The sequence below is a fragment of the Thermosynechococcus sp. HN-54 genome (genome assembly GCF_023650955.1).
GTDB lineage: Bacteria > Cyanobacteriota > Cyanobacteriia > Thermosynechococcales > Thermosynechococcaceae > Thermosynechococcus.
The window spans coordinates 1,233,318-1,256,937 of sequence record NZ_CP098039.1 but is presented as its reverse complement, the minus strand read 5'-3'; the positions used below and the strand labels follow the sequence as shown (position 1 = coordinate 1,256,937).

Sequence of the window (23,620 nt, the reverse complement as noted above, 5' to 3'; positions counted from 1 at the left end):
AACTGTGTTGATTCTTTTCTGTGGGGAGCGGACGCGCTATGCAGAATTTAGCTCCCGGATCGGAGGGGCAACGCATCCGGCGGATTCTCGATGCCAACCTTGATCGTGCCCGTGAAGGCCTGCGGGTGATTGAGGAATGGTGCCGCTTTGGCTGTGAAGATGCTGCCCTCAGTGCAGAATGTAAAGATTTGCGCCAAACCTTGGGTCGCTACCACACAGCGGAGTTGCGGGCGGCACGGCAGACAGATCAGGATCCGGGGACGGGCTTGAGTCATCCGCAGGAACGCGATCGCCAGACCCTCAGTGAGGTGCTCACTGCCAACTTTGCCCGTGTCCAAGAAGCGCTACGGGTGATTGAAGAGTATGCGAAATTGACGGATGCTGAGCTGAGTGACACTGCCAAAAGCCTGCGCTACCGTGTGTATATTCTGGAGCAAGTCCTGATCCTCAACCCGCGCCACCCTCGACTGCGACGCCTGCAAGCGGCTAAGCTCTATCTCGTTACTTCCCCTAGCGATCGCCTGCTAGACATTGTCGAAGCAGCACTTAAGGGGGGACTGCCCCTTGTCCAATATCGCGATAAAACCAGCGATGATCACACCCGCCTGACGACGGCTCGCCAGTTGCAAGCGCTTTGCCACCGCTACGGTGCTCTATTTTTGGTCAACGATCGCGTGGATATTGCTGTGGGTGCCAATGCCGATGGGGTGCACCTTGGGCAGACGGATATTCCCATGGAACTGGCTCGGCAAATTTTAGGGCGCGATCGCCTGGTGGGACGCTCGACCACCAATCCCCAAGAACTGGAGCGCGCCATTGCTGAAGGTGCTGATTACGTGGGTGTGGGGCCGATTTTTGCCACCCCGACCAAACCCGGTAAGGCGGCGGTGGGTTTTGACTATCTCCAGTACGCGCGCAAGCACGCTCCCATGCCACAGTTTGCCATTGGTGGGATTGATCTGACCAACATTGATGCAGTGGTTCAGGCAGGGGCAACCCAAGTGGCCGTTGTTCGCGCCATTATGGAGGCAGCTGACCCAGAGGCAACCACCCGAGAATTATTACGGCGCTTATCTCAAGGGAGTCACCATGACCTCGGCGGCTGAGATTACCGCTGCTGTGCGGCAACTGTACAACACCTACCCTTTTCCCCCGGAACCGCTCCTTGATGAACCCCCACCGGGCTACAACTGGCGCTGGTCGTGGCCGGCGGCCTATAGCTTTTGCACAGGGCGTTATCCCTCGCAACTGGACATTGCCATTCTCGATGCGGGCTGTGGTACGGGTGTGGGTACCGAATACTTAGCCCATTTAAATCCGCAGGCGCAGATTACAGCTTTGGATCTCAGTGAGGGAGCTTTAGAGATTGCGCGGGAACGTTGCCGCCGATCGGGCGCTACTAATGTGCAATTTCACCACCTGAGTCTGGAGGACGTGGCTCAACTAGGGCAAACGTTCCAGATGATTAATTGTGTCGGCGTGCTGCACCATCTGCCGGATCCGCAGCGGGGGATCCAAGCCCTTGCCAATGTTCTTGCCCCCGGCGGCATTTTTCACATTTTCGTCTATGGCGAACGCGGTCGCTGGGAAATTAAGCTGATGCAGCAGGCCATTGCCCTCCTTCTAGGGAGCGATCGCCACAATTATCGGGAAGGGGTGGCTATTGGCCGGGAACTCTTTGCCGCATTACCGGCGAATAATCGTCTGAAAAAGCGGGAGCAAGAACGCTGGAGCCTTGAAAATCAGCGGGATGAATGCTTTGCCGATATGTATGTGCATCCCCAAGAAATTGACTACACAATCGCCAGCCTCTTTGACCTCATTGCTGCCTCTGGTCTAGAATTCGTTGGCTTTTCCAATCCCCAAGTTTGGCAGTTGGAGCGGCTATTGGGCACCCAGCCAGCACTTTTGCAGCGGGCACAGCAATTAGATCCCATCCAGCAATATCAACTCATTGAATGCCTCGACCCTGAGGCGATGACCCACTTTGAGTTCTTCTTGGCCAAGCCACCCTTGCTGCGTCACGATTGGTCAGAGGATGCGGCTCTCTTGGCAGCGATTCCGTGGCGACACCCCTGCTTAGACGGTTGGCCCGGTGCCTGTGTCTTTAACTGCCACTATGACGTGATTCAGCTCAATCAGGCTGAGCAGCAATTCCTGACGGCTGCGACGGGTCAAAAAACCGTGGCTGAGTTATTAGCTGAGCAACCGGACTTCAATCTTGTGGGGGTGCGATCGCTCCTTGAGCGGGACTTACTTCTTTTGGGAGTAAAAGAATGACGGATCTACTGGAAACAGTCTCTACCAGTGGTGCAGTCTATGATTGTAGTCATTGGGGGCGGCTGCGGCTCACGGGGGGCGATCGCCTGAAGTTTTTGCACAATCAAAGCTCGAATAATTGCCTCCTTCTCCAGCCGGGTCAAGGCGCCGATACCGTTTTTCTAACCTCAACCGCCCGCACCCTTGATTTAGCTACCCTGTTTGTCCATTCTGACTGGGTGGAGCTACTGATCTCGCCTCAGCGCCGCGAGTTTCTCTTGAAATGGCTCGATAAGTACATCTTCTTTGGCGATGATGTGCAGGTGAGCGATCGCACCCCTGACAGTTACTGCTACCGAGTTTTCGGTGCCGTTGCAGATCAGATGAGTGCCCAATTTGATCTTGAACCGTTTGCTCAGCCCTACGCTCATGTGACTGTTACTTACGAAAATACTCCCTTAACCATTGCTGCCACCAGTGGCCTAGCGATTCTAGGTTTAACCCTTTGGAGCGATCGCCCCCTCAGCGATTTACTTCATCCCTATCCCCAACTGAGTGATGCCGACTGGGAACACCTACGCATCCGCCAAGGCCGACCCGCTGCCGATGCGGAACTCACCGAAGACTACAACCCCCTCGAAGCACGGCTAGGGCATACCATTTCTTTTAATAAAGGTTGTTATATTGGCCAAGAGACGATCGCTCGCCTCAACACCTACCAAGGGGTCAAACAACATCTCTGGGGGCTGGAATTAAGTGCCGCAGTGACACCCCCCACCCCCTTATTCCTAGACGGTGAAAAAGTGGGTCTGCTCACCAGTTGTACTCCCCTAAATAGGGGGGCCTTTGGCCTCGGCTATGTGCGCACAAAAGTTGGCGGTACTGGGTTAACGTTGCACACCCCAGAGGGCATCATTGCTCAAGTGGTTGAGGTGCCATTTTTAAGTACGGTAGGCTAGCGGAGTGTTAGCCGATGAATTTAGGTAGCTCAGCCGTCCAGAGAATAACCTGATTAGGTGGCAACTATGTCAACTCAACAAATTGAACAGTCCTATGCGCTTAACTATGAGTTTCACTCCTTTACTAAGTCTATAGTGATACATGCTGATTGTTTTGGATGGATGAGCAAGGTCTCAAGCGACAGTATTCACGCCATTGTCACAGATCCCCCCTATGGTGTGAAGGAATACGAGCCTGAACAACTGGAAAAACGATTAAATGGTAATGGAGGCGTTTGGCGGATCCCACCATCTTTTGACGGCCATCTTAGATCGCCTTTGCCAAGATTTACAGCTCTGACCGTAAAAGAAAGAGAACGGATTCACGAGTACTTTTACGAGTGGAGCAAGCTAGCCTTACGAGTTCTGCGCCCAGGCGCCCATGTTTTTGTGGCATCAAATGTTCTCTTATCTCAAATCGTATTTTCTGCAATCGCTGATGCTGGCTTGGAATTTCGGGGTCAGGTTGTGCGGTTAGTTAGAACCCTTCGCGGTGGTGACAGACCAAAGAATGCCGAGGATGAATTTCCCGGTGTTTGCTCAATGCCACGTGGTTGTTATGAACCATGGGGTATCTTCCGAAAACCCATTCCTGAAGGAATGACAGTCAGTGAATGTCTCAGGTCTTTCCAAACGGGTGGCTTGCGCCGCAAACCGAATGGTAATCCTTTCGAGGATGTTATTGAAAGTGAACGGACTCCTCAAAAGGAACGTGATATCGGGAATCATCCTAGTTTAAAACCACAGTCCTTTCTTCGCCAAGTTGTGTATGCTTCTTTGCCTCTTGGTGAAGGGATTGTGCTTGATCCTTTTATGGGTTCTGGCTCTACTATTGCTGCGGCTGAAGCGCTTGGATATTGTGCCATCGGTATTGAGAAATATCAAGAGTATTATGCAATGAGCTTACAAGCCATTCCTGCGCTATCTTCAGTCAATGTCCCAACAACACAATTATCTTTCAAGCTAGCTTAAATCACTGTATATCCAATTTTTCTTCATTTTTTTCAAACCGCTACTCTTAACACTAGCGGTAATTGTTCGGCGACTTGTCGGTGAACGACCAGAAAAAGCCCAGTCATCTTTATCCAGTTTGGCTGCATACACCCCCCTAAAACAGAAGGGTTTAAGTTCTACCCCTTTTTTCCTGTCGTTAGGAGTATGACTATCAAAATAAAATACCATGAGCCATATAGACTCTGGGTTGTGTCCTTGCCAACCACTGGCATGTCTTGAGCCTTTTACTTCAATTCCCTCTGGTGCATACTGTACTGGGTCTTCAGGAAACTTGCCTTGTGGAATGAGATCAGGATGTCCGTTGGTGTATTGATTCTTTGCCAAGGAGAAGCAGTGTTCGGGAATTCTAGTACTGATAAACTCGCCAACAATACTGCTGAAAGTAGCAGGCATCAACAAGCATTCAAGTCTCGGAATTCCTTTTGACTGAAGTTGCTGATTGATAAGTCCTAGGAAATTTACAAAGTCTTCCATAGCTTGATGCACATGATCCGCCGCTAAATCATAGGGAAGATGATAGTCTTTATTAAAACAATCATTCTTTACAGGTACAGGCATGCAAGCCATAGACTCTCACGCAATTTGTCAACTTATGGTACTCTTTCATGGCCAACAATCAGCAAGACTCCTAGTGCCTTGATGCAGCAAGGAATGCTGTACACCCACTACTCAAACGGTTGAGGTGCCATTCTTAAGAACTGTTGCCTGAAAATACTCTCATTAGAGAATGTTATAATCCAATCGGTTCGTGCAGACGTTTACTGACCGAAGGAAGGAAGCCTATGGCCACGGCACAGGTATTAGCGTTCATGCAAAAGACCGCTGAGGATGCCAAACTGCGGGATGAATTGGAAAACCTTCTGGGGGTAGGTGATGGCAACATTAGTGTGGCTGCCGAACTCGATGCCGAGGAACTGGCTGCGCTGCGGGGAGAAATGGCGCCGAAAGTGGTGGATTTTGCCAGTCAGCATGGTTTTGAGTTTTCCATCGATGAACTGGTGCAGGTGGTGGATTCCTTTGCCCAACATCAGGCTGGGGAAATCAGTGATGACGAATTTTCAGGCATTTTAGGCGTTCCTGTGAACAGTGACCACGCTGAACACAAAACCCAAGTGACCAATCCGCTCCAGCGCCTCGCCCGCTACCTTGGTAAAACCTATTTGGGTATTGGTGCGGATGAGGAGAGCGAATAAGGCTCAACAACTCTCAGCAAGACTGCGTCCAGCACGTCGTAAAATCCGTCTGTGGTCTCAGTGGCTGCTCCCTGGGCTACTGGTGAAGCGATGGCTCCTGATTAGTGCGGTTGGCGTTTTGCTTGCTAGTCTGGGCTTTGCCATTAGCATCAACCTCACCCCCATTTTTTACTTCCTGCAATTCCTAGAGCAGTTTGTTCAAAGTATTGCCCGTTTTGTACCCAGTTACATCAGTGGCCCTTTACTGCTGCTTGGGGGGTTGGCACTGATTGCTTGGGGCTATGCCCGTACCCTTGGTTCCATTACGGAAGTCCTACTGCCAGAGGACGATAAGGCACTCGTAGAGCGACTCCTCACCCATCGGCGCTTGGGGCGAGGCCCGAAAATTGTGGCCATTGGGGGCGGTACAGGGCTGTCAACGCTCTTGCGCGGACTCAAGCTCTATAGTTCCAATATCACTGCCATTGTGACGATGGCCGATGATGGCGGCTCATCCGGACGACTGCGGCGAGAAATTGGGGTGCTGCCACCGGGGGATATTCGCAACTGCTTGGCGGCTCTAGCGGATGAGGAGAAAATCGTCACCGAACTCTTTCAATACCGCTTTGAAGCGGGCGATGGCTTGGCGGGGCACAGTTTTGGCAATTTGTTTCTGACGGCGATGACAAATATCACGGGGGATCTGGAGCGGGCGATCGCCACCAGTTCAGCGGTCTTGGCCATTCGCGGTCAAGTGTTGCCAGCCACCCTAACAGATATGACCCTTTGGGCACGCCTTGCCGATGGTCGCCTCATTCATGGGGAGTCCAACATTACAGCCGCCCGCGGCAAAATTGTCGAAATCGGCTGCTCGCCCCCAGCCCCCAAAGCCCTGCCCCGCGCCATTCAAGCCCTCCATGAGGCCGATTACATTATTCTTGGCCCCGGCAGTCTCTATACAAGTATTATTCCGAATCTCTTGGTGCCTGAGATTGCCCAAGCCCTAGCAGAGCGGCAGTGCCCCTGTGTTTATGTCTGCAACATTATGACGCAACCGGGGGAAACCGATGGCTATGCTGTGAGTGATCATGTGCGTGCCCTTGATGAGGTGACGGGCGATCGCCTGTTTGACGCAGTGCTGGTGCAAAAATATCCCCCCAGTGCCGCTCACCTTGAACGCTATGCCCAGCAGGGCAGTACCGCTGTGGCCATTGATCGCGAAGAACTTGCCCGCCAAAACTGTCGGCTGATCCTCGCGGATGTGATGGACGAATCCACACCAACCGTGCGCCATGATTCACAAAAGCTAGCGGCAATTTTGATGCGTTGGTATGAGCGGGTGCGATCGCTCTAGCCTTGTGCCCTAGGAAGGCGATCCCTAATAATAGAACCGTTGCACTTGGGTCTGTGGCCTGCCATGTCCTTGGAACTTCTGCGATCGCTCGTGTGGATGGACTACCGCCTTGCGGTGCTCTTTACTGTGGTTATCCCCTTGATCCTGTTGCTGTGGTCAACAGTTAAAAACGTGCCAGCGATTACCCAACTGCTGATTATCTATTGGCGGGTGGCCAGTCTATTGGCGATTACGGTGTACCTGATGATGCCGCAGTGGCCAGTGGCCTACGTCACCGGATTTATGGCCTTGGTGCTGATTCCCATTAGCCTCTGGTTTTGGGTGGATCTCAATGAAGAAATTAGCGATCGCCAGGACCTGATTGGTCAAGTCTTTAGTAGCTGGCGGTGGGCAGTAACCCTCTACTGTGGTCTGGCTGCCCTTGGGCAGGCCTTTTATCTGCGCTGTGCCTTTGTCGCTGGCGCCGTTCAAACCCCCAGTTGCCAAGTCTGGCTAGAGCCGCCCCTGATGTTCAAAGACATTTTCCATGCCCAAGCCCGCGCAGGTACCCTCGGCTTTTTTGCTGCCGTTGCCCTCGTCATCTATATGGTCTACCTGAGCTACTTTGTCTTTGTGCGCCTCCCCAAGCAGGGGCGATCGGCCACGGGGTTATAACCTATGCCGCTGCAACGCATTCTTGAACCGGAGGTGATGGAGACAGCGGAAACAGCTGCCGCCTACGATGCCATGGATTTTACGGCAGTCAACACCAGCTTTTGTGAGGACTTGGCAGCAGTTTTACCTAGGGTCGAGGCAGCGTTAGAGGTTCTAGATGTGGGCAGCGGGACAGGGCGTATTCTCCAAATCCTGCATCAACGCTATCCCCACTGGCAGCTGACGGGGATTGATCTGAGTCCTGCCATGCTGGCGATCGCCCGCCGCCACAGTCCGCACCTAAACTTTGTGCACGGGGATGCCAAAGCTTTGCCCTTTGCCACAGCGAGCTTTGATGTGGTCATCAGCAACAGCCTTGTCCATCACTTAGCCGATCCTCAGCCTGCCCTAGGGGAAATGCTGCGGGTGCTCCGTCCCCAAGGAATCTTGTTTATCCGTGATCTCTGTCGTCCGCAAACGCGGGCAGAACTGCAAGCTTTGGTTGACCAATATGCTGGCCAAGACACACCGGAACAGCGGCAACTTTTTGCTGACTCCCTCCATGCGGCACTGACCTTGATGGAAATGAGCGATCTCTTAAGAACATTGCCGCAGCCGCCGCAGCATTGGCAAGCTACCCTCACCTCCGATCGCCATTGGACTATTGTGGCGCAGCGCTAATGAACCGGCGGCATTATTTTATGGCTTTGTTGCCCAATGCTGACATTCAGGCTGAAGTCACCCGCCTTAAGCAGTATTGTTGCGATTGCTATCAGAGCCAAGCGGCGTTGCGCTCTCCCCCCCACGTCACCCTCTATCCTCCCTTTTGGTGGCCAGATGCAGCGGTCGCAGATCTGGAGCAAGCCCTAGACACCTTTTGCCACCAAGCTGCTCCAGTGGAGTTGATCCTCGATGGTTTTGCCGCCTTTGTGCCGCGAGTCATTTATATTCACGTAGCACCCACTCCAGCCCTAAAGACACTACAAGCACAGCTTGTCAAAGACGTAGCGAAGCCCCTGAACCTCCCCCCTACGCAACGCCATCCCTTTACTCCCCACATGACGATCGCCTTTCGCGATTTAACCAAGGAAAACTTTCGCCACGCTTGGGGAGACTTTCAAGAACAATCCTTTGCGGCTCGCTGTTGGATATCCCACCTAACACTGTTGGTGCACAATGGCCGACGCTGGCAGATCTATCGTGAATTTTTGTTAAGAAATCTTGCCCCTGATGACCCTTGAAATCAATTTGCAACAAGTCAATGACTTGATTTTTGCTGACTGCGGAATTATGATGCAAGGAACACTTTTCTCTCAAACTTCCTAAAATCAGAAGTAAAGCCCTTTTCACAAGGATGGCACACGCTTAAAATCGTGAAAGCCGATACGGGAGAGGATTGTTTCTTCTTTATCTATCCCATATTTCAGAAAAGGGCTGCAAGACAATATTGTAGTCTTGGTAGCGATAAATACTTAGTGACTTTCATGCGCTATATGAGGCCAGAGGAAAGTGCTGACATTAAGGGGGGAGTATTTGTGTTTCCTATCTTTTGGAGCAACAGAGTTGAATCCAGACCCTTCCACGATTTGAGGAATTTTGGGGAGTCAATGTATCAGCAGTAGCCCATTGCTGAGGATAAGGTTATGAAACTGGAAGATATCTACACCTTTTTCCGCCAGCCACCGCCCGTTTACCTGAGCAAGGAAGTTGCGGTGTGCTATGTGCTCTATACCCTTGTGGAAAAGGGGGACTCCTATGGCACGGCGCTGATTCAAGCCATTGAAAATGAATATCCCCTTTACCGTCTTTCCGATACGGTTCTTTACAGCGCCCTCAAATTCCTCGAGGATGAGGGGATTATTGATGGTTATTGGAAGAAGGTGGAAGGTCGCGGTCGGCCGCGGCGGATGTACCACATTGTTGGCGAAAAGGAGCAACAGGCGCGGGAACTTTCGGAGCTTTGGCTACGCTATTTGCAGGAACATCCCCACCGTCAGGAATAATCTAAGAATCCAGTTGGCGCAGGCGATCGCGCACGGCTTGCATGTCCTGCCACGTTAACCACTTGGGACTGCCGGGCGCCCGCGAGCTATTCCGCAACAGATAGGCAGGATGAAAAATCGGCATACACCAGCGTCCCTGCCATTCAATCCACTGGCCACGAATTTTAGTAATCCCGCGATTATCTTTCAGCAATCCGGATACAGCCGTTGCCCCCGCCAGCAGAATAATGCGGGGATTGACCAAGCGAATCTGCTCTAAAAGGTAGGGCAAACAGGCCGCTGCTTCCACTGGTGTTGGCACACGGTTGCCAGGGGGGCGACACTTCACAATGTTGCAAATATAGGCATCCCGCTCACTGTCGAGATTGACCGAAGCAAGAATTTTATCGAGGAGTTGCCCCGCCTTACCAACAAAGGGACGGCCACTTTCATCCTCTGCTTGACCCGGTCCTTCACCAATAATCATCAGCTTGGCAGCGGGATTACCACGGCTGACCACCACATGGGTACGCGTGGCCGCTAAGCCACAGCGTTGACACTGCTGACAATGCTGCGCTAAGGCTTCCAAGTCACGGTAAGTGCCGGCAGGAATGGGCACCTCAGCCCGCAGCGGAATTTGATCATAGGTGGCAGCATCAAGGGGCGTCGCTGGTGCAGGTTCGGCCTCGGTGGGGGCGTCAAATAAGCTGAATTGCAGCGGCTCACTCATGCAGATCGTAACTTCCTGAGAACAATGTTAAAGAAACTTCACGAAACTTAGGAAAAACTTAGGACAAATGGCACCTATTTTATGGCGATCGCTAGAACCTTAATTTATCTCACAAAAGTATTTTACAAATTAATAACTACGGCGAAACAGGTTTCCCACCGCATTGTATAAGAAATACCTGAAGGGTTTAACAACACGGCTGTTGTTTCCCTAGCCCCTTTGCGGAACAAGCCATCAGTGAGTGTTAGACCTTTCCGGCACGCCCAAGAGCGTTGCACGTTTCTTAAAAAACACACCAAGGATCAGCTTGGTCGCTCTAAGGTTGCTTGGCACAGCCTTTAGGGAGTTGCTGATCAGCCCCCTAAGAATCCTGCGTTATCTCTGTGGGCAGGAATGTCAAGAAGGTCTCACTTCTTTAACAACCTTTAAGGAGAATTGATCCATGCTAGATGCATTTGCCAAAGTTGTCGCTCAGGCCGATGCCCGGGGTGAATTCCTCACCAACGCCCAGTTCGATGCCCTGTCCAACTTGGTGAAAGAAGGCAACAAGCGTCTGGATGCCGTCAACCGCATCACCAGCAATGCCTCCACGATCGTTGCTAACGCTGCTCGTGCCCTCTTTGCAGAGCAACCCCAACTGATCCAACCCGGTGGGAATGCTTACACCAACCGTCGTATGGCTGCTTGCCTGCGCGACATGGAAATCATCTTGCGCTATGTGACCTACGCCATTTTGGCTGGTGACTCCAGCGTGCTCGATGATCGCTGCTTGAACGGTCTGCGGGAAACCTACCAAGCCCTTGGTACCCCCGGCTCCTCCGTGGCTGTGGCCATCCAAAAAATGAAAGATGCCGCGATCGCGATCGCCAATGATCCCAATGGCATCACCCCTGGCGATTGCAGCGCCCTGATGTCCGAAATCGCTGGCTACTTTGATCGTGCTGCTGCCGCTGTTGCCTAAGGTACCTTTGACGTTCTCTAACTTTGACCGTTCTGAACACACACATTTTTTAGGGAGATATTTTATCCATGAAAACGCCGATTACTGAAGCCATTGCCGCCGCCGATACCCAAGGTCGTTTCCTCAGCAACACCGAACTGCAAGCGGTTGACGGTCGCTTCAAGCGCGCTGTGGCCAGCATGGAAGCTGCTCGCGCCCTGACCAACAATGCTCAGAGCCTGATTGACGGCGCAGCCCAAGCAGTGTATCAAAAATTCCCCTACACCACCACCATGCAAGGCTCTCAGTATGCCTCAACCCCCGAAGGGAAAGCCAAGTGCGCCCGTGACATCGGCTACTACCTGCGGATGGTGACCTACTGCCTCGTTGCGGGTGGCACCGGTCCAATGGATGAGTACCTCATTGCCGGCTTGTCTGAAATCAACAGCACGTTTGACCTGTCGCCAAGCTGGTACATCGAAGCTCTGAAATATATCAAAGCCAACCATGGCTTGACGGGCCAAGCTGCGGTGGAAGCCAACGCCTACATCGACTACGCCATTAACGCCCTCAGCTAATAGGCGTTTCCCTTCGTTGCCCGGTGAGGTAAGCAGATGTTGTCGGCGTTGGGCTGACCCTTTGTTTACAACACCGGGCTTGTTTGTACCCTCGATATTTAGGAGTTTGTACCGTGGCTATTACTGCTGCTGCTTCGCGCTTGGGTACCTCCGCCTTCAGTGATGCTCCGCGGGTGGAGCTGCGTGCCAACTGGAGCGAGGAAGATCTAGAGACTGTCATCCGTGCCGTTTACCGTCAAGTCTTGGGCAATGACTACGTCATGGCATCGGAGCGTTTGGTGAGTGCGGAGTCACTGTTGCGCAACGGCAAAATTACCGTGCGGGAGTTCGTGCGCGCAGTGGCCAAGTCGGAACTATACAAAGAGAAGTTTCTCTACGGCAATTTTCAAACCCGTGTCATTGAACTGAACTATAAGCATTTGCTAGGGCGAGCACCCTACGATGAGTCGGAAGTGATCTTCCACTTGGATCTCTACGAAAATGAGGGCTTTGATGCCGACATTGACTCCTACATTGATTCCCCCGAATACACCGACAGCTTTGGGGATTGGGTGGTGCCCTACTATCGCGGCTTTAATACGCAGCCGGGTCAAAAAACCGTCGGCTTTAACCGCATGTTTCGCCTTTATCGCGGTTATGCCAATAGCGATCGCGCCCAAGCAGAAGGCAGCATGTCCCGTTTAGCGCGGGATCTGGCCACCAACAGTCCCAATACGGTGGTGCCGCCTTCGAGTAGCGATACGGCCTTTGCCTACTACACCCCCAGTGCCGATGTTCCCCCACGGGCTTGCTTGGGCGGTTCCTTTGGTGAAAGTGGCCGTGTCTATCGCATTGAAGTGGCGGGCATTCGCCAACCGGGCTATCCGGGAGTACGCCGCAGCAGTACCGCCTTTTTGGTGCCCTATGAGCAACTGTCGAGCAAAATGCAGCAGCTTCAGCGCACGGGTGCTCGCATTGTCAGTGTCAATCCTGCCTAGGAATCTTTGTTTAGCGTCCTTTTGAGATTGGGAGTCAGGTGTCATGTTTGGTCAAACTGCGTCTGGAAGTGCTGCCCTTAGCCCCTCCGGCGCTCGCGTTTTCCGCTACGAGGTTGTGGGTCTGCGTCAAAACGAAGAAACCGACAAAATGGGGTTTCCGATTCGGCGCAGCGGTAGCACCTTTATTATGGTGCCCTACAACCGCATGAATGAAGAGATGCAGCGCATTACCCGCATGGGGGGCAAAATCATTTCCATTACCCCAGTGGTCGCCTCCTAAGTGGCTGATGTCAGGAGAGGGAATGACGGCGGTCTCTGAACCGGTACAGCTTACGGTTCCCCAAATGCTGGCGCAGCTTCAGGGGACGGATACTAGTCTCCGCTACTATGCGGCGTGGTGGCTGGGCAAGTTTGGTCTAGAAACAGCAACGGTGGCAGAGCGGCAGGCCATTGTCGTCGCTTTGATTGCTGCTTTGGCGGATGAGACCGATCGCACGGAACTGGGGGGCTATCCCCTGCGGCGGAATGCGGCGCGGGCGTTGGGGAAATTGGGCGATCGCCAAGCGGTGCCTGCCCTCATCGAGTGCTTGCGCTGCGAGGATTTTTATGTGCGGGAGGCAGCTGCCATTGCCCTCGGTCAATTGGGAGATCCTCAGGCGATCGCTCCCCTACAAGCGCTCTTGGAAGGGGGTGTGGCGATGGCGCGGCTAGTCCCCGGTCGTCCCCATCTTGTGCAACCAGTGGAGGCCGTCATTGAAAGCCTTGGTCAACTGGGTGCCACAGAGGCGATTGCCCTGATTGAGCCATTCTTGACCCATGAAATGCCGCGGGTACAGTTTGCCGCTGCGCGGGCACTCTTTCAGCTCACGGGTGCGGCGGTGTATGGCGATCGCCTGCTAGCCGCCCTCAACAGTGAGGATGTGCAGCTGCGGCGCACCGCACTGCTCGATTTAGGAGCAATGGGGTATTTACCAGCAGCAGAGGCGATTTTACAGGCGGGTGTTGAGGCTAGCTTCAAGCTCATTGCCCTCCACGGCATCCTAAGCAAGCAACTGCGTCAGGCAGTTCCCCTAGACCAGACCCTCTCCCTCTTTCAAGGATTGGATCAACTGCTGTGAGTGATCTCCTTCCCTATATCCAAGCTGTTGAGACGGCCACCTCCGCTGCGGCATTGCAGGAGGCAGTAACTCAGCTAGCTCAGCAAAAAGATACTGCTGCTATTCCGACGCTGATTGCGGTGTTGGGGTACAACAATCCTGCGGCTGCTCAGGCTGCCGTAGTCGGTCTCATCGCCCTTGGGGATGCAGTGGTGGAGCCACTTTTGGCACAGTTGGATGAGTACAACTATGGTGCCCGCGCCTATGAAGTGCGCATCTTGGGTACCATTGGTCATCCAGCAGCTCTGCACGTTCTCCTTGCTGCTGCCCAGTCCGATTTTGCCCCCAGTGTCCGCCGGGCTGCCACAAAAGCGTTGGGAACCCTCCGTTGGCAGTTAATCCCGCAGGAGACTGAAAGAGAGGCTCAACTCAGGGAAGCACTGGCGGTTCTCCAGCGCAATAGTGAAGCAGCAGATTGGGCGGTTCGCTATGCCGTTGGCGTTGCCCTTGATCATCTGCATCAGCAGGCGGCTGCCCGCTCCATTAGGGACGCTGTGCGTTTACTCCTCAATCATTTGAGCGATCACGACCCCGACATTGTTGTGCGTTCCCGTTGTCAACTTACCCTCCAGAGGGACTCTCTGTCCATGCACACCTAAAAGGATTGGAAAGTTATGTCGTTACCCTTGCTGGCTGTGAAGCCCAGAACCCTTAACCAGCGGGTGGTCAGTTATGAAGTCCCCGCCGAGGATGATCCCGTCATCTACCGCCTCACCGATGCCACCGATGCTGCAGACGTGGATGCCCTGATTTGGGCAGCCTATCGCCAAATTTTCAGTGAGCACCTGATTTTGGCCTCCTACCGTCAGCCCTTCCTAGAATCCCAACTGCGCAATCGTGCCATTTCCGTACAGGATTTTATCCGTGGCTTGGGTAAGTCCGAGGTCTATCGCGAGCAAGTGGCAGCCGTTAACTCCAATTACCGCCTCGTGGATGTCTCCTTCAAGCGATTCCTTGGTCGCCCCACCTATGGTCAGCAGGAGCAAATTGCTTGGTCAATTATTCTAGCTACCCGTGGCCTAGAAGGATTTATTGATGCCTTAGTGGACAGCGACGAGTACCAGCAAAACTTTGGTGCCGATATTGTCCCCTACCAACGGCGGCGGCGCATGGCGCGTCCTTTTAACCTCGTTAATCCCCGCTACAGCGACTACTGGCGCAACAAGGAAATGTCCCTCAGTGGTCGTTCTTACTATCAAGTGCGCTACTACACCGCAGGGCCACTGGACAAACAAATTGTCCGCGGTGCGATCCCAGCCAACTTCCTCTCTATGGCGCGTTCAATTGTGGTGCCCACCCTCGATACTCAACGCCATGTAGCACGGGCTACCTCCAGTTTGGTTACGGTTCCCGACACCGCCCAAGAGCGCGATCTACCGCCAACACCAGTCAAACCGGTGCCCGTTGCCTTGCCCTACCGTTATTTGCCCTCTCAACCAAAGGTGTAAGCCATGACAATTCCCTTGCTGAGCTATGCCCCTAGTTCCCAAAATCAGCGGGTACCGGGCTATGAAGTGCCCAATGAAGACACCCCTTGGCGCTATTCCCTTGAGGATGCAGTGGATCAGTCGGATATTGATGAACTGATTTGGGTCGCCTATCGCCAAGTGTTTAGCGAGCACGTTGTCCTCAAGAGTACCCGCCAGCCCCATCTAGAGTCCCAACTGGCCAATCGTGCCATTTCGGTACGGGATTTTATTCGTGGCTTGGCCAAATCCGAGACATTCCGTCGCTTGGTGGTGGAGACGAACTCCAACTATCGCTTGGTGGAAATTGCTCTGAAGCGGCTCCTTGGGCGTGCCCCCTACAACAAGGATGAAGAACTGGCGTGGTCCATTCGCATTGCCACCGATGGTTGGCAAAAATTTGTGGATACCCTTGTGGACAGTGACGAATATACGCAAAACTTTGGTGATAATACGGTGCCCTACCAGCGTCGTCGCTATAAAGATCGCCCCTTTAATCTGGTTACCCCTCGCTATGGTGACTACTGGCGCGATAAGTTAGAGAACAGTCGCTACAAGTGGGGCGACATTCGCAATTTCTTGGAGATGGCACGATCGGTCAAGGTGACGCCTGTGCAATTTAAGCCGGTCTCCACGGCCAATGTGCAAATCCCCGATACCACGCGGCGCGATCGCCCGAATGTACCGGCGTCGATCAACCCGACGGCGGCTTTTCCGCTGCGCTAGCTGTTGTTTCACTCTTTGACTTGGGAGAGATCCATGGACTTACCTCTACTCGCCTACAAGCCGACGACTCAAAACCACCGCGTCGCTAGTTTTGGCATTGCCGATCAAAACGAAGACACCCCCTATATCTATCGCCTTGAGGATGCAGCCTCCTATTCCGAAATCCGCGAGGTAATCTGGGCCTGCTATCGGCAGGTGTTTAGTGAGCATGCCACCTTGGCCTTTAACCGTCAAATCACCTTGGAATCCCAATTAGTGAACCGAGTGATTACGGTGCGGGACTTCATTCGTGGTCTGGCCAAATCAGAGCGCTTCTACAATACGGTGGTGGCTGTAAACGACAACTACCGCTTGGTGGATGTTTGCCTGCGGCGGTTCTTGGGGCGCAGTGCTTACAACGAAGAGGAAAAAATTGCTTGGTCAATTAAAATCGGCACCCTTGGCTGCTATGGCTTTGTCGATGCCCTCCTCGACAGCGAGGAATATACCAATGCCTTTGGTGACTTTACGGTGCCCTACCAGCGCAAACGCATGGAGGGACGTCCCTTTAACCTCGTGACCCCGCGCTATGGCTTTGAATACCGCGACAAAGTCGGTACTACCAAGACTGACTGGCGGTTTACTTTGGACAAATTCTACGATCGCAAGTTCCAAGAGCGGCGGCTACCGGAGGGCGACCCCCGCAAATACCGCGATTTGGCAGCAGCGATCGCGCCCAAAGCCCGCTATGCCCAGCAGCTGCGTGCCGCTGATATTGACTACTTGGCCAAAGTGCCCCGCCGTCGTTAAATCACGCTCAAGGATGCTTTAATGATCTAGCCGTCGGTCAACTTACTGGCGGCTTTTTCTCGTTCGTTCCTGCTGGGAACCCTATTGAATTTTTGCGTGTCCAACCTAAAGGCTTAGTATTTCTTGCAGCAATGCGCGATCGCCTTCTCCCGTGGCTAGTACCCGCCATTATCACTGCCACCGTTCTGCCCGCCAGTAGTCAAGTGACGATTCCGCTGATGGTCACCGTCAGTCCCGATCGCGCTGTTTTGGGAGATACGCTGGCCATTGTGGTCAACGCTTCAGAACAGCCCACAGTCGAGGTTGCGGGCAAAGCCCTGCCGGTTTTCTCCATTGGCCCCCAGCAATGGCGTGCGTTTGTGGCAACAACACCACTACAGACACCCGGCCGCCGTTCATTGGTGGTTCGGGCAGGAAATGAAACCCGCAACATGTTGCTGTGGGTGGGCGATCGCTCCTTTCCTGTGCAAAGTATTTGGCTCCCACCGGGCAAAGACTCCTCAGGAACGGATTTAGAATTTGATCGCGTGGATGCCTTTAAGGCACTGGTCACCCCCGAAAGACTCTGGCAAGGTGCCTTTCGCCGCCCCAATAGTGGTCCTGTGACCACACCCTACGGCGTGCGGCGGTATTACAACGGGGTTTTTGCCAAGGACTACTTCCATCGCGGTTTGGACTATGCAGGCCCCAAGGGATCACCCGTAGTAGCGGCGCAGCGGGGGCGAGTGGCCTTAGTGGGGCGAGAATCCCAAGGGTTTCTGATCCATGGCAACACAATTGGTATTGATCATGGGCAGGGGGTGCTGACGATTTACCTTCACCTCGATCAAATTCGCGTTCAAGAGGGACAAATGGTTGAAGCGGGGCAAGTCATTGGTACTGTTGGCAATACGGGTGCTGCCACAGGGCCGCATTTACATTGGGGACTCTACGTTAATGGCGAGTGCGTTGATCCGCGATCGTGGCTGGCTCAGGGCTGGCAATAGTTGCGATATGAACTCGCTGCTGAGCCTAGTTTAGGGTCAAGAAATGGGCGATAATGCTAGTTCAGAGGTAGCTGCTTCGCTACCATTGCCGCTGATAAAATTTGGGAGTTAGCAACAATGACGATTCTCTTTCAACTGGCTCTTGCTGCCCTTGTCATTCTGTCCTTTGTGATGGTGGTGGGTGTGCCAGTGGCCTACGCCTCTCCCCAAGATTGGGATCGCTCAAAGCAGTTAATTTTCCTTGGCTCCGGGGTATGGATTGCCCTAGTGTTGGTGGTGGGCGTTCTCAACTTCTTTGTGGTTTAGTCCAGCGAGCGTTGGCGATAAACTTCGTACAAGAGCACTGCCGTGGCGATCGCCACATTCAGGGATTCGACATTTGGCTCCTGAGGAATCCGGAGGGCAGTAAAGCTGCTGTCGTGGTAGGCCGGGGGGAGTCCTTGGCCTTCATTGCCCATCACCAACAGGGTGGGTCGGCGAAAGTCCGCCTGCCAATAAACGCAGGGGGCAGTCGGTAGTGTCACCACAATTTGCCATCCTTGAGCTTGGTAGGCTTTGAGGGTTTCTAGGCCATTAGTAATGGTTTGCATCGGTAGGCGAAACCACTGACCCGCACTGGCACGCAATACCTTGGGATGGGTCATGTCCACGCAATCGGGGGTCAGCAATAGCCCCTCAACACCCACAGCAGCAGCGGTGCGAATAATCGTTCCCAAATTGCCCGGATCCTGAAGCGTAACTAAGCACAGACCTAAACGCTGGAGTGGCAAGGTAGGAAGGGGTGTATAGTCAGCAACAGCAACGACACCATCGGGAGTGGTTGTTGTACAGAGGGCAGTCAGTACCTCTTCAGTGACTTCAACGGTGCGATCGCTCCTGTGAACAACCTGCTGCCAAAAGGTTGGCGATTGCTTGGCTTGCCAAGCGCTGGTATAGCAAACCACAGAGAGGTGATAGCCCCCAGCCACAGCCTCTTGGAGAAGATGAGTTCCCTCTAATAGCAAGTGCCCTTGGCGATATTTGCGGTGGTGCAGCTTGCGAATTGAGCGCACCAAGGGATTCTGTCGACTGGTAATGATCACGACTGAATCCAGCGCTCAAGTAAACGTTCCAGATAGGGGGTCAAGAGTGCTGTTTGTGCCGCTTGAGCTTGAATCTCTGGTGCCGATTGAATATAAGGGCCAAGTACCAGTTCGTGCTGGCAATGCTGAATCAACTCCCCAAGGCTCGCCGGCGTCACTTCTAGGTGAAACTGAAGGCCCATAACGCGATCGCGCCACAGAAAACCCTGCTGTGGACAGGCAGCACTTTTGGCCAAATGGAGCGCCTGCGGGGGTAAGCTAAACATCTCGCCGTGCCAATGGAGTACCGTCAGTTGAGGTGGCCAATCTTGAAACCAAGGATGGGCTTGGGCAGCAGCGGTCAATTCAATGGGAAACCAACCAATTTCCTTCATGGGTGCTGTGGTGACCTCCGCCCCGAGGACTTGCGCCAATAGTTGAGCACCCAGACAAATGCCTAGAACTGGTAAGCCACGGGCGATCGCTTGGCGCAAAAAGGCCTTTTCAGCCCCTAACCACGGATAAACAGCCTCATCGTGTACCCCCATGGGGCCGCCCATAACGATCAGCGCATCCACCTCCGTCAATGCGGGTAGCGACTCGCCCGCATAAAGATGACTGCCTTGCCAATCAAAACCACGGGCGATCGCCCACTGCGCAATGTGGGCGGGGGTCTCAAAGGGCACGTGCTGGAGGTAGTGCAGCCGCATGAATTCCCTTAGGAAGAACTGCCGCCTTCATTGCCAAGGATACGGGATTTATACTCGTTCACCTTCTGGCCAAATTCACGGCGACCGGATTCAAAGAGGACATAGCGATAGAGAAACCAACAAGTGTAGCCAAAGCCGACCAGTTCGCAGGTGGGGCCTAGGAGAGGAATGGCATTCACGACCTCTAAAATAGCCACCGCAAGTGCCACAAAGGGAACTGTTGCCAGAATGATCAGAAGGGTGCGGAGGGGCTGCTGATACTCACCAAGAAACGTACTAACCTGATCGGGGAAGACCGTGAGGAGCCAATAAAGTTTTTCGCGAGCCTGTTGCCACTGTTCATCTGTGAGGCCACCCACCTTGGGGGATGCCGGCTGGGATTCTAATTCTGCAAGGGGCGCTGGCGCAGGGGTCGGCTCAAAGATAGGCTTTTCTGTATGGGTGGTTTCTGTGGTTGGGGATGTCTCAAATTCATTCATGCGCTTAAGTTCCTTCAGTACCTCAGCAAATTTAGGCTAGGTTCACCGATCAGTGTTGGCTAATAATTGTTTAACATAGGTGGTGCCTTACCGCTACCGTCAGTGCTGCCTTTTTCATCCTGATGGTGTACTAGAGCACGGGTTGATACTCCCCTGTTTATGAGCAATGCCATAGGCTAACGATAGGCAAAAGCAGCCCTATTCGTTCAATACCCAAGTATCCTTACTGCCGCCCCCTTGGGATGAATTGACCACCAAGGAACCCCGTTTCATCGCTACTCGCGTCAGTCCACCGGGGTGCACGTAGATGTCTTTGCCATAGAGAATATAGGGGCGTAAGTCCACATGGCAGCCAACAATTTCATCACCGAGAAGGGTGGGCACCCGCGATAGGGACAGGGTGGGCTGGGCAATGTAGTTGCGGGGATTGGCTTTGATGCGTTCTGCAAATTCTGCTCGCTGCTCAGCAGTGGCTTGACAGCCAATGAGCATGCCATAGCCGCCGGACTCGTTGGCGGATTTCACCACGAGGGAATCGAGGTTCTTGAGCACATGATCCAATTGTTTCGGCTCCCAGCAGAGGTAGGTGGGCACATTGGGAAGGAGGGGTTCCTCGCCAAGATAGTAGCGAATCATTTGCGGCACATAGGCATAAATCACCTTGTCATCGGCCACACCCGTGCCGAGGGCATTGGCGATCGCCACCCGCCCTTGGCGATACACTTCCATCAAGCCTCTGACCCCCAGCAGCGAATCAGGACGAAATACGGCGGGGTCAATAAAGTCATCATCAATGCGGCGATAGACCACATCCACCCGCTTGAGGCCTTTGGTGGTGCGCATTTGTAAGTAACCATCGGCAACCACGAGATCCCGCCCTTCCACGAGCGTCACCCCCATTTGTTGAGCCAAGAAGGAATGCTCAAAATAGGCCGAATTGTACATTCCCGGCGTCAGCACGACCACAGTGGCATCTGGCAGGCCGAGGGGCGCAAGGTTCAACAGGGTTTCGAGGAGATGGCTGGGGTACTCGTCCACGGGTTGAATTTGCAGTTCTTTGAAGACTAGGGGAAACGTGCTTTTCATCACACGCCGGTTTTCCAGCACGTAGGAGACCCCTGAGGGACAGCGCAGGTTATCCTCTAGCACATAGAATGTGCCGTCGCGATCGCGCACGAGGTCAGTTCCCGTGATGTGGCACCAGATACCGCCCGGTGGTTTCAGCTCGTGGCAGGGACGCAGATAGCCCTTGGCCGACTCAATCAACTCTCGCGGAATGACACCATTTTTAAGGATTTTTTGATCGCCATAGACATCGGCAATAAATGTATTCAGCGCTGCCGTCCGTTGTTTGAGACCCCGTTCAAGGCCTTGCCACTCTTGGGCTGGAATAACACGCGGTAAAATGTCAAAGGGCATAATGCGTTCGGTGCCCTCCGCAGCGCCATAAACCGTAAAGGTGGCACCAATGTTAAACATCACCTGTTGAGCCGTTTTTTGGCGTTGTTGTAGCTCTCCGGGGGGAAGCGATCGCACCCGCTGTAAAAGCGGTTGAATGAAGGGTCGCGGCTGCCCCTTGGCCAAAAACCACTCGTCGTAAAAGTCTCCTGGATCGTAGTTATCAAATTCCAGCATTGATATTTCCTTGTGGCGATCAGTTGCGCTCCCTTAGGTATCTTGCTCCAAAGGAGTGGGCAAATCGGACACCGCCACTAAATGAAATCCCATTTGACAGCGAAAGTGTTGGCATCCCGCTTCCGCACTACTCCACAGCGGCGCTCCACAACGGAGTTGACCCTCTTGCCAGCGGGGTTGACCTTGGCGATCGGCAAACAAGCAGGATTGACACACAGATTGTGACGGTAAAATCTGATTTTGGGTGAGGATCACAAGCATAGGACACCTCCCGCCGATCAGAGCCTTGAATCCTCAGTTTCCTATAGAAAATTTAGAAAAAAGGCTCTAACCCTAATGCTTCTATCTTATCGTGAAAGCCTAGCGGATACGGTTGACTACCACTGCTAAGTTTGCTACAAATTAGAACTCCTCGACAACAATCTTCCCATTCCCCCCTTTTCCCTCAGACCGCGGCAGTGAGGTAGCAAAGACGGTAGAAGGGAGACAGTTTGCTAGGATAGATACTCTAAGGTTCATAGAATCATTGTCATCCCTTAAGCTGTAGTATCCATGTTTGACGCCCTTGCCGAACGCCTTGAATCTGCGTGGAAAACCCTACGGGGTCAAGACAAAATTACGGAAAACAATATCCAAGAGGCTCTCAGGGAAGTGCGCCGTGCCCTATTGGAGGCCGACGTCAACCTACAGGTTGCCAAAGATTTTATTGAAAATGTGCGTCAGCGGGCGATCGGTGCCGAGGTGATTGCTGGGGTTCGTCCTGACCAGCAATTTATCAAAATTGTTTACGATGCCCTTGTGGAGGTCATGGGGGAATCCCATAGCCCCCTTGCCCACGTGCAGCCACCCCCCACGATTATTCTCATGGCAGGTTTACAGGGAACGGGGAAAACCACCGCCACAGCAAAGCTTGCCTTGCACCTGCGCAAAGAACACCGCAGCAGCCTCTTAGTGGCCACCGATGTCTATCGTCCCGCTGCCATTGAGCAGTTAATAACCCTTGGCAAACAAATTGACGTGCCGGTGTTTGAAATGGGCACCGAGGTAAGCCCTGTGGAAATTGCCCGCCAAGGGGTGGCCAAGGCCAAGGAACTCGGTGTCGATACCGTGATTATTGACACAGCGGGGCGCCTCCAAATTGATGCCGACATGATGGCGGAACTGGCGGCCATTAAGGACGCGGTACAACCCCACGAAACCCTCTTAGTAGTGGATGCAATGACAGGGCAAGAGGCGGCCAATCTTACCCGTGCCTTCCATGAGCAGGTGGGGATTACGGGAGCCATTCTCACCAAACTGGATGGCGATACACGCGGCGGTGCAGCTCTCTCGGTGCGTCAGGTCTCAGGACAGCCGATTAAGTTTATTGGTGTGGGTGAAAAAGTTGAGGCTCTCCAGCCCTTTTATCCCGATCGCTTGGCCTCTCGCATCTTGGGGATGGGGGATGTCCTTACCCTAGTGGAAAAAGCCCAAGAGGAAGTGGACCTAGCCGATGCCGAAAAAATGTCCCGCAAAATCCTCGAAGCCCAGTTTGACTTTGATGACTTCCTCAAGCAGCTGCGCCTACTAAAAAATATGGGTTCCCTTGCGGGAATTATGAAGCTCATCCCCGGCATGAATAAAATTTCAACAGAGCAACTCCAGCAGGGGGAAGTGCAACTCAAACGGGCGGAGGCCATGATTAACTCCATGACCCGCGAAGAGCGCCACAATCCTGAACTTTTGGCTAGCTCCCCCAGTCGGCGTGAACGGGTCGCCAAAGGCTCGGGCTATCAGGTGGCCGATGTCACAAAGCTCGTGAGTGATTTCCAGCGCATGCGATCGCTGATGCAGCAGATGGGTCAAGGGGGCTTTCCGAGCATGGGTAGGCCAAGCATGAACCCAATGGGTCGAGGGGGACGTGCTCAAGCTCCCAAAAAGCCCAAGAAACAAAAGAAACGCAAAGGCTTTGGCGTGCTTTAGGCGCCGGCCTGA

At 53.4% G+C, this 23,620-nt stretch carries 29 protein-coding genes; 22 read left to right on the top strand and 7 right to left on the bottom strand.

Annotated elements, in window-relative coordinates; all coding sequences use genetic code 11:
- Positions 1-38 precede the first annotated feature (38 nt).
- From NBE99_RS06085 to NBE99_RS06070, 4 genes are all read left to right on the top strand, one after another.
- Positions 39-1,106: a thiamine phosphate synthase gene (locus tag NBE99_RS06085; RefSeq protein ID WP_250683578.1), complete on the top strand. Its 1,068-nt coding sequence runs from the start codon at positions 39-41 to the stop codon at positions 1,104-1,106.
- Complete coding sequence (locus tag NBE99_RS06080; RefSeq protein ID WP_250683577.1) at positions 1,090-2,280, top strand: bifunctional 2-polyprenyl-6-hydroxyphenol methylase/3-demethylubiquinol 3-O-methyltransferase UbiG; 1,191 nt, start codon at positions 1,090-1,092, stop codon at positions 2,278-2,280. Before NBE99_RS06085 ends, NBE99_RS06080 begins: the two co-directional genes overlap by 17 nt.
- Positions 2,277-3,218: a folate-binding protein YgfZ gene (locus NBE99_RS06075; RefSeq protein ID WP_250683576.1), complete on the top strand. Its 942-nt coding sequence runs from the start codon at positions 2,277-2,279 to the stop codon at positions 3,216-3,218. Before NBE99_RS06080 ends, NBE99_RS06075 begins: the two co-directional genes overlap by 4 nt.
- A gap of 66 nt (positions 3,219-3,284) precedes the next feature.
- Positions 3,285-4,229 (top strand): site-specific DNA-methyltransferase, encoded by a 945-nt coding sequence (locus NBE99_RS06070; RefSeq protein ID WP_250683575.1) that lies wholly within the window; start codon positions 3,285-3,287, stop codon positions 4,227-4,229.
- Here the strand turns inward: NBE99_RS06070 and NBE99_RS06065 are convergent.
- On the bottom strand, positions 4,221-4,829 hold the full coding sequence (locus tag NBE99_RS06065) for a hypothetical protein (protein ID WP_250683574.1): 609 nt from the start codon (positions 4,827-4,829) through the stop codon (positions 4,221-4,223). The two genes, NBE99_RS06070 and NBE99_RS06065, sit on opposite strands and share 9 nt — an antisense overlap.
- A gap of 224 nt (positions 4,830-5,053) precedes the next feature.
- Here NBE99_RS06065 and NBE99_RS06060 point away from each other — a divergent pair, with 224 nt between their 5' ends.
- The 6 genes from NBE99_RS06060 (at position 5,054) to NBE99_RS06035 (ending at position 9,433) form a co-directional block, all read left to right on the top strand.
- Positions 5,054-5,464 (top strand): Nif11 family protein, encoded by a 411-nt coding sequence (locus NBE99_RS06060; protein WP_250683573.1) that lies wholly within the window; start codon positions 5,054-5,056, stop codon positions 5,462-5,464.
- Positions 5,448-6,797, top strand: coding sequence for a YvcK family protein (locus tag NBE99_RS06055; protein WP_315897296.1), 1,350 nt, complete (start codon positions 5,448-5,450; stop codon positions 6,795-6,797). Before NBE99_RS06060 ends, NBE99_RS06055 begins: the two co-directional genes overlap by 17 nt.
- Positions 6,798-6,860: 63 nt before the next feature.
- Complete coding sequence (locus NBE99_RS06050) at positions 6,861-7,451, top strand: DUF3177 family protein (protein ID WP_250683572.1); 591 nt, start codon at positions 6,861-6,863, stop codon at positions 7,449-7,451.
- Between the two features lie 3 nt (positions 7,452-7,454).
- Positions 7,455-8,111, top strand: a complete 657-nt coding sequence (locus NBE99_RS06045; protein WP_250683571.1) for a class I SAM-dependent methyltransferase — start codon at positions 7,455-7,457, stop codon at positions 8,109-8,111.
- A complete protein-coding gene (locus NBE99_RS06040) occupies positions 8,111-8,671 on the top strand; it encodes a 2'-5' RNA ligase family protein (RefSeq protein ID WP_250683570.1) in 561 nt (186 codons plus the stop codon). Before NBE99_RS06045 ends, NBE99_RS06040 begins: the two co-directional genes overlap by 1 nt.
- Positions 8,672-9,073: 402 nt before the next feature.
- The gene (locus NBE99_RS06035) at positions 9,074-9,433 is read left to right on the top strand and encodes a PadR family transcriptional regulator (RefSeq protein WP_149818207.1); all 360 of its coding nucleotides are present in this window, start codon (positions 9,074-9,076) and stop codon (positions 9,431-9,433) included.
- Position 9,434: 1 nt separating this feature from the next.
- Here NBE99_RS06035 and NBE99_RS06030 read toward each other — a convergent pair whose 3' ends face one another.
- Positions 9,435-10,142 carry a uracil-DNA glycosylase family protein gene (locus NBE99_RS06030; RefSeq protein ID WP_250683569.1) on the bottom strand — a complete coding sequence of 236 codons (708 nt, stop codon included), beginning with the start codon at positions 10,140-10,142 and terminating at the stop codon, positions 9,435-9,437.
- 442 nt (positions 10,143-10,584) lie between these two features.
- Between NBE99_RS06030 and NBE99_RS06025 the strand changes: the two genes are divergently transcribed.
- The 11 genes from NBE99_RS06025 to psbZ all read left to right on the top strand — a co-directional run bounded on the left by NBE99_RS06025 (position 10,585) and on the right by psbZ (position 18,067).
- Complete coding sequence (locus tag NBE99_RS06025) at positions 10,585-11,103, top strand: phycocyanin subunit beta (protein WP_011057792.1); 519 nt, start codon at positions 10,585-10,587, stop codon at positions 11,101-11,103.
- A 68-nt stretch (positions 11,104-11,171) separates the two neighbouring features.
- Entirely contained in the window at positions 11,172-11,660 is a 489-nt protein-coding gene (cpcA, locus tag NBE99_RS06020) for a phycocyanin subunit alpha (RefSeq protein WP_011057793.1), read from the top strand.
- A 113-nt stretch (positions 11,661-11,773) separates the two neighbouring features.
- Positions 11,774-12,637, top strand: coding sequence for a phycobilisome linker polypeptide (locus tag NBE99_RS06015; protein ID WP_250683568.1), 864 nt, complete (start codon positions 11,774-11,776; stop codon positions 12,635-12,637).
- 43 nt (positions 12,638-12,680) lie between these two features.
- Positions 12,681-12,917 (top strand): phycobilisome linker polypeptide, encoded by a 237-nt coding sequence (locus NBE99_RS06010; protein ID WP_250683567.1) that lies wholly within the window; start codon positions 12,681-12,683, stop codon positions 12,915-12,917.
- A 7-nt stretch (positions 12,918-12,924) separates the two neighbouring features.
- Entirely contained in the window at positions 12,925-13,755 is an 831-nt protein-coding gene (locus NBE99_RS06005; protein WP_250683566.1) for a HEAT repeat domain-containing protein, read from the top strand.
- Complete coding sequence (locus NBE99_RS06000) at positions 13,752-14,393, top strand: HEAT repeat domain-containing protein (protein WP_250683565.1); 642 nt, start codon at positions 13,752-13,754, stop codon at positions 14,391-14,393. The genes NBE99_RS06005 and NBE99_RS06000 overlap by 4 nt, the downstream gene beginning before the upstream one ends.
- 15 nt (positions 14,394-14,408) lie before the next feature.
- Positions 14,409-15,242 carry a phycobilisome rod-core linker polypeptide gene (locus NBE99_RS05995; RefSeq protein ID WP_250683564.1) on the top strand — a complete coding sequence of 278 codons (834 nt, stop codon included), beginning with the start codon at positions 14,409-14,411 and terminating at the stop codon, positions 15,240-15,242.
- 3 nt (positions 15,243-15,245) lie between these two features.
- The gene (locus tag NBE99_RS05990; RefSeq protein ID WP_250683563.1) at positions 15,246-15,986 is read left to right on the top strand and encodes a phycobilisome rod-core linker polypeptide; all 741 of its coding nucleotides are present in this window, start codon (positions 15,246-15,248) and stop codon (positions 15,984-15,986) included.
- A 33-nt stretch (positions 15,987-16,019) separates the two neighbouring features.
- The gene (locus tag NBE99_RS05985) at positions 16,020-16,775 is read left to right on the top strand and encodes a phycobilisome rod-core linker polypeptide (RefSeq protein WP_250683562.1); all 756 of its coding nucleotides are present in this window, start codon (positions 16,020-16,022) and stop codon (positions 16,773-16,775) included.
- A 131-nt stretch (positions 16,776-16,906) separates the two neighbouring features.
- Positions 16,907-17,761, top strand: coding sequence for a M23 family metallopeptidase (locus tag NBE99_RS05980; protein ID WP_315897316.1), 855 nt, complete (start codon positions 16,907-16,909; stop codon positions 17,759-17,761).
- A gap of 117 nt (positions 17,762-17,878) precedes the next feature.
- Positions 17,879-18,067, top strand: a complete 189-nt coding sequence (gene psbZ, locus NBE99_RS05975) for a photosystem II reaction center protein PsbZ (RefSeq protein ID WP_250683560.1) — start codon at positions 17,879-17,881, stop codon at positions 18,065-18,067.
- Here the strand turns inward: psbZ and NBE99_RS05970 are convergent.
- The 5 genes from NBE99_RS05970 to NBE99_RS05950 form a co-directional block, all read right to left on the bottom strand.
- Positions 18,064-18,843 carry an RNA methyltransferase gene (locus NBE99_RS05970; protein ID WP_250683559.1) on the bottom strand — a complete coding sequence of 260 codons (780 nt, stop codon included), beginning with the start codon at positions 18,841-18,843 and terminating at the stop codon, positions 18,064-18,066. The two genes, psbZ and NBE99_RS05970, sit on opposite strands and share 4 nt — an antisense overlap.
- Complete coding sequence (locus tag NBE99_RS05965; protein WP_250683558.1) at positions 18,840-19,532, bottom strand: type 1 glutamine amidotransferase; 693 nt, start codon at positions 19,530-19,532, stop codon at positions 18,840-18,842. The genes NBE99_RS05970 and NBE99_RS05965 overlap by 4 nt, the downstream gene beginning before the upstream one ends.
- Positions 19,533-19,540: 8 nt before the next feature.
- Positions 19,541-20,011 carry a CAAD domain-containing protein gene (locus NBE99_RS05960; protein WP_250683557.1) on the bottom strand — a complete coding sequence of 157 codons (471 nt, stop codon included), beginning with the start codon at positions 20,009-20,011 and terminating at the stop codon, positions 19,541-19,543.
- A 198-nt stretch (positions 20,012-20,209) separates the two neighbouring features.
- Complete coding sequence (locus tag NBE99_RS05955) at positions 20,210-21,643, bottom strand: circularly permuted type 2 ATP-grasp protein (RefSeq protein ID WP_250683697.1); 1,434 nt, start codon at positions 21,641-21,643, stop codon at positions 20,210-20,212.
- 36 nt (positions 21,644-21,679) lie between these two features.
- Positions 21,680-21,907 carry a hypothetical protein gene (locus NBE99_RS05950; RefSeq protein ID WP_250683556.1) on the bottom strand — a complete coding sequence of 76 codons (228 nt, stop codon included), beginning with the start codon at positions 21,905-21,907 and terminating at the stop codon, positions 21,680-21,682.
- 291 nt (positions 21,908-22,198) lie between these two features.
- On the opposite strand from NBE99_RS05950, the gene ffh reads away from it, so the two are divergent.
- Positions 22,199-23,608, top strand: coding sequence for a signal recognition particle protein (gene ffh, locus NBE99_RS05945; RefSeq protein WP_250683555.1), 1,410 nt, complete (start codon positions 22,199-22,201; stop codon positions 23,606-23,608).
- Positions 23,609-23,620 lie beyond the last annotated feature (12 nt).

Excerpts from the sequence above, each read along its gene's own strand:
- NBE99_RS06085 (WP_250683578.1), top strand. The coding sequence starts at position 39 with ATGCAGAATTTAGCTCCCGGATCGGAGGGGCAACGCATCCGGCGGATT.
- NBE99_RS06080 (WP_250683577.1), top strand. The coding sequence starts at position 1,090 with ATGACCTCGGCGGCTGAGATTACCGCTGCTGTGCGGCAACTGTACAAC.
- NBE99_RS06075 (WP_250683576.1), top strand. The coding sequence starts at position 2,277 with ATGACGGATCTACTGGAAACAGTCTCTACCAGTGGTGCAGTCTATGAT.
- NBE99_RS06070 (WP_250683575.1), top strand. The coding sequence starts at position 3,285 with ATGTCAACTCAACAAATTGAACAGTCCTATGCGCTTAACTATGAGTTT.
- NBE99_RS06065 (WP_250683574.1), bottom strand. The coding sequence starts at position 4,829 with ATGCCTGTACCTGTAAAGAATGATTGTTTTAATAAAGACTATCATCTT.
- NBE99_RS06060 (WP_250683573.1), top strand. The coding sequence starts at position 5,054 with ATGGCCACGGCACAGGTATTAGCGTTCATGCAAAAGACCGCTGAGGAT.
- NBE99_RS06055 (WP_315897296.1), top strand. The coding sequence starts at position 5,448 with ATGAGGAGAGCGAATAAGGCTCAACAACTCTCAGCAAGACTGCGTCCA.
- NBE99_RS06050 (WP_250683572.1), top strand. The coding sequence starts at position 6,861 with ATGTCCTTGGAACTTCTGCGATCGCTCGTGTGGATGGACTACCGCCTT.
- NBE99_RS06045 (WP_250683571.1), top strand. The coding sequence starts at position 7,455 with ATGCCGCTGCAACGCATTCTTGAACCGGAGGTGATGGAGACAGCGGAA.
- NBE99_RS06040 (WP_250683570.1), top strand. The coding sequence starts at position 8,111 with ATGAACCGGCGGCATTATTTTATGGCTTTGTTGCCCAATGCTGACATT.
- NBE99_RS06035 (WP_149818207.1), top strand. The coding sequence starts at position 9,074 with ATGAAACTGGAAGATATCTACACCTTTTTCCGCCAGCCACCGCCCGTT.
- NBE99_RS06030 (WP_250683569.1), bottom strand. The coding sequence starts at position 10,142 with ATGAGTGAGCCGCTGCAATTCAGCTTATTTGACGCCCCCACCGAGGCC.
- NBE99_RS06025 (WP_011057792.1), top strand. The coding sequence starts at position 10,585 with ATGCTAGATGCATTTGCCAAAGTTGTCGCTCAGGCCGATGCCCGGGGT.
- cpcA (WP_011057793.1), top strand. The coding sequence starts at position 11,172 with ATGAAAACGCCGATTACTGAAGCCATTGCCGCCGCCGATACCCAAGGT.
- NBE99_RS06010 (WP_250683567.1), top strand. The coding sequence starts at position 12,681 with ATGTTTGGTCAAACTGCGTCTGGAAGTGCTGCCCTTAGCCCCTCCGGC.
- NBE99_RS06005 (WP_250683566.1), top strand. The coding sequence starts at position 12,925 with ATGTCAGGAGAGGGAATGACGGCGGTCTCTGAACCGGTACAGCTTACG.
- NBE99_RS05995 (WP_250683564.1), top strand. The coding sequence starts at position 14,409 with ATGTCGTTACCCTTGCTGGCTGTGAAGCCCAGAACCCTTAACCAGCGG.
- NBE99_RS05990 (WP_250683563.1), top strand. The coding sequence starts at position 15,246 with ATGACAATTCCCTTGCTGAGCTATGCCCCTAGTTCCCAAAATCAGCGG.
- NBE99_RS05985 (WP_250683562.1), top strand. The coding sequence starts at position 16,020 with ATGGACTTACCTCTACTCGCCTACAAGCCGACGACTCAAAACCACCGC.
- NBE99_RS05980 (WP_315897316.1), top strand. The coding sequence starts at position 16,907 with ATGCGCGATCGCCTTCTCCCGTGGCTAGTACCCGCCATTATCACTGCC.
- psbZ (WP_250683560.1), top strand. The coding sequence starts at position 17,879 with ATGACGATTCTCTTTCAACTGGCTCTTGCTGCCCTTGTCATTCTGTCC.
- NBE99_RS05965 (WP_250683558.1), bottom strand. The coding sequence starts at position 19,532 with ATGCGGCTGCACTACCTCCAGCACGTGCCCTTTGAGACCCCCGCCCAC.
- NBE99_RS05960 (WP_250683557.1), bottom strand. The coding sequence starts at position 20,011 with ATGAATGAATTTGAGACATCCCCAACCACAGAAACCACCCATACAGAA.
- NBE99_RS05950 (WP_250683556.1), bottom strand. The coding sequence starts at position 21,907 with ATGCTTGTGATCCTCACCCAAAATCAGATTTTACCGTCACAATCTGTG.
- ffh (WP_250683555.1), top strand. The coding sequence starts at position 22,199 with ATGTTTGACGCCCTTGCCGAACGCCTTGAATCTGCGTGGAAAACCCTA.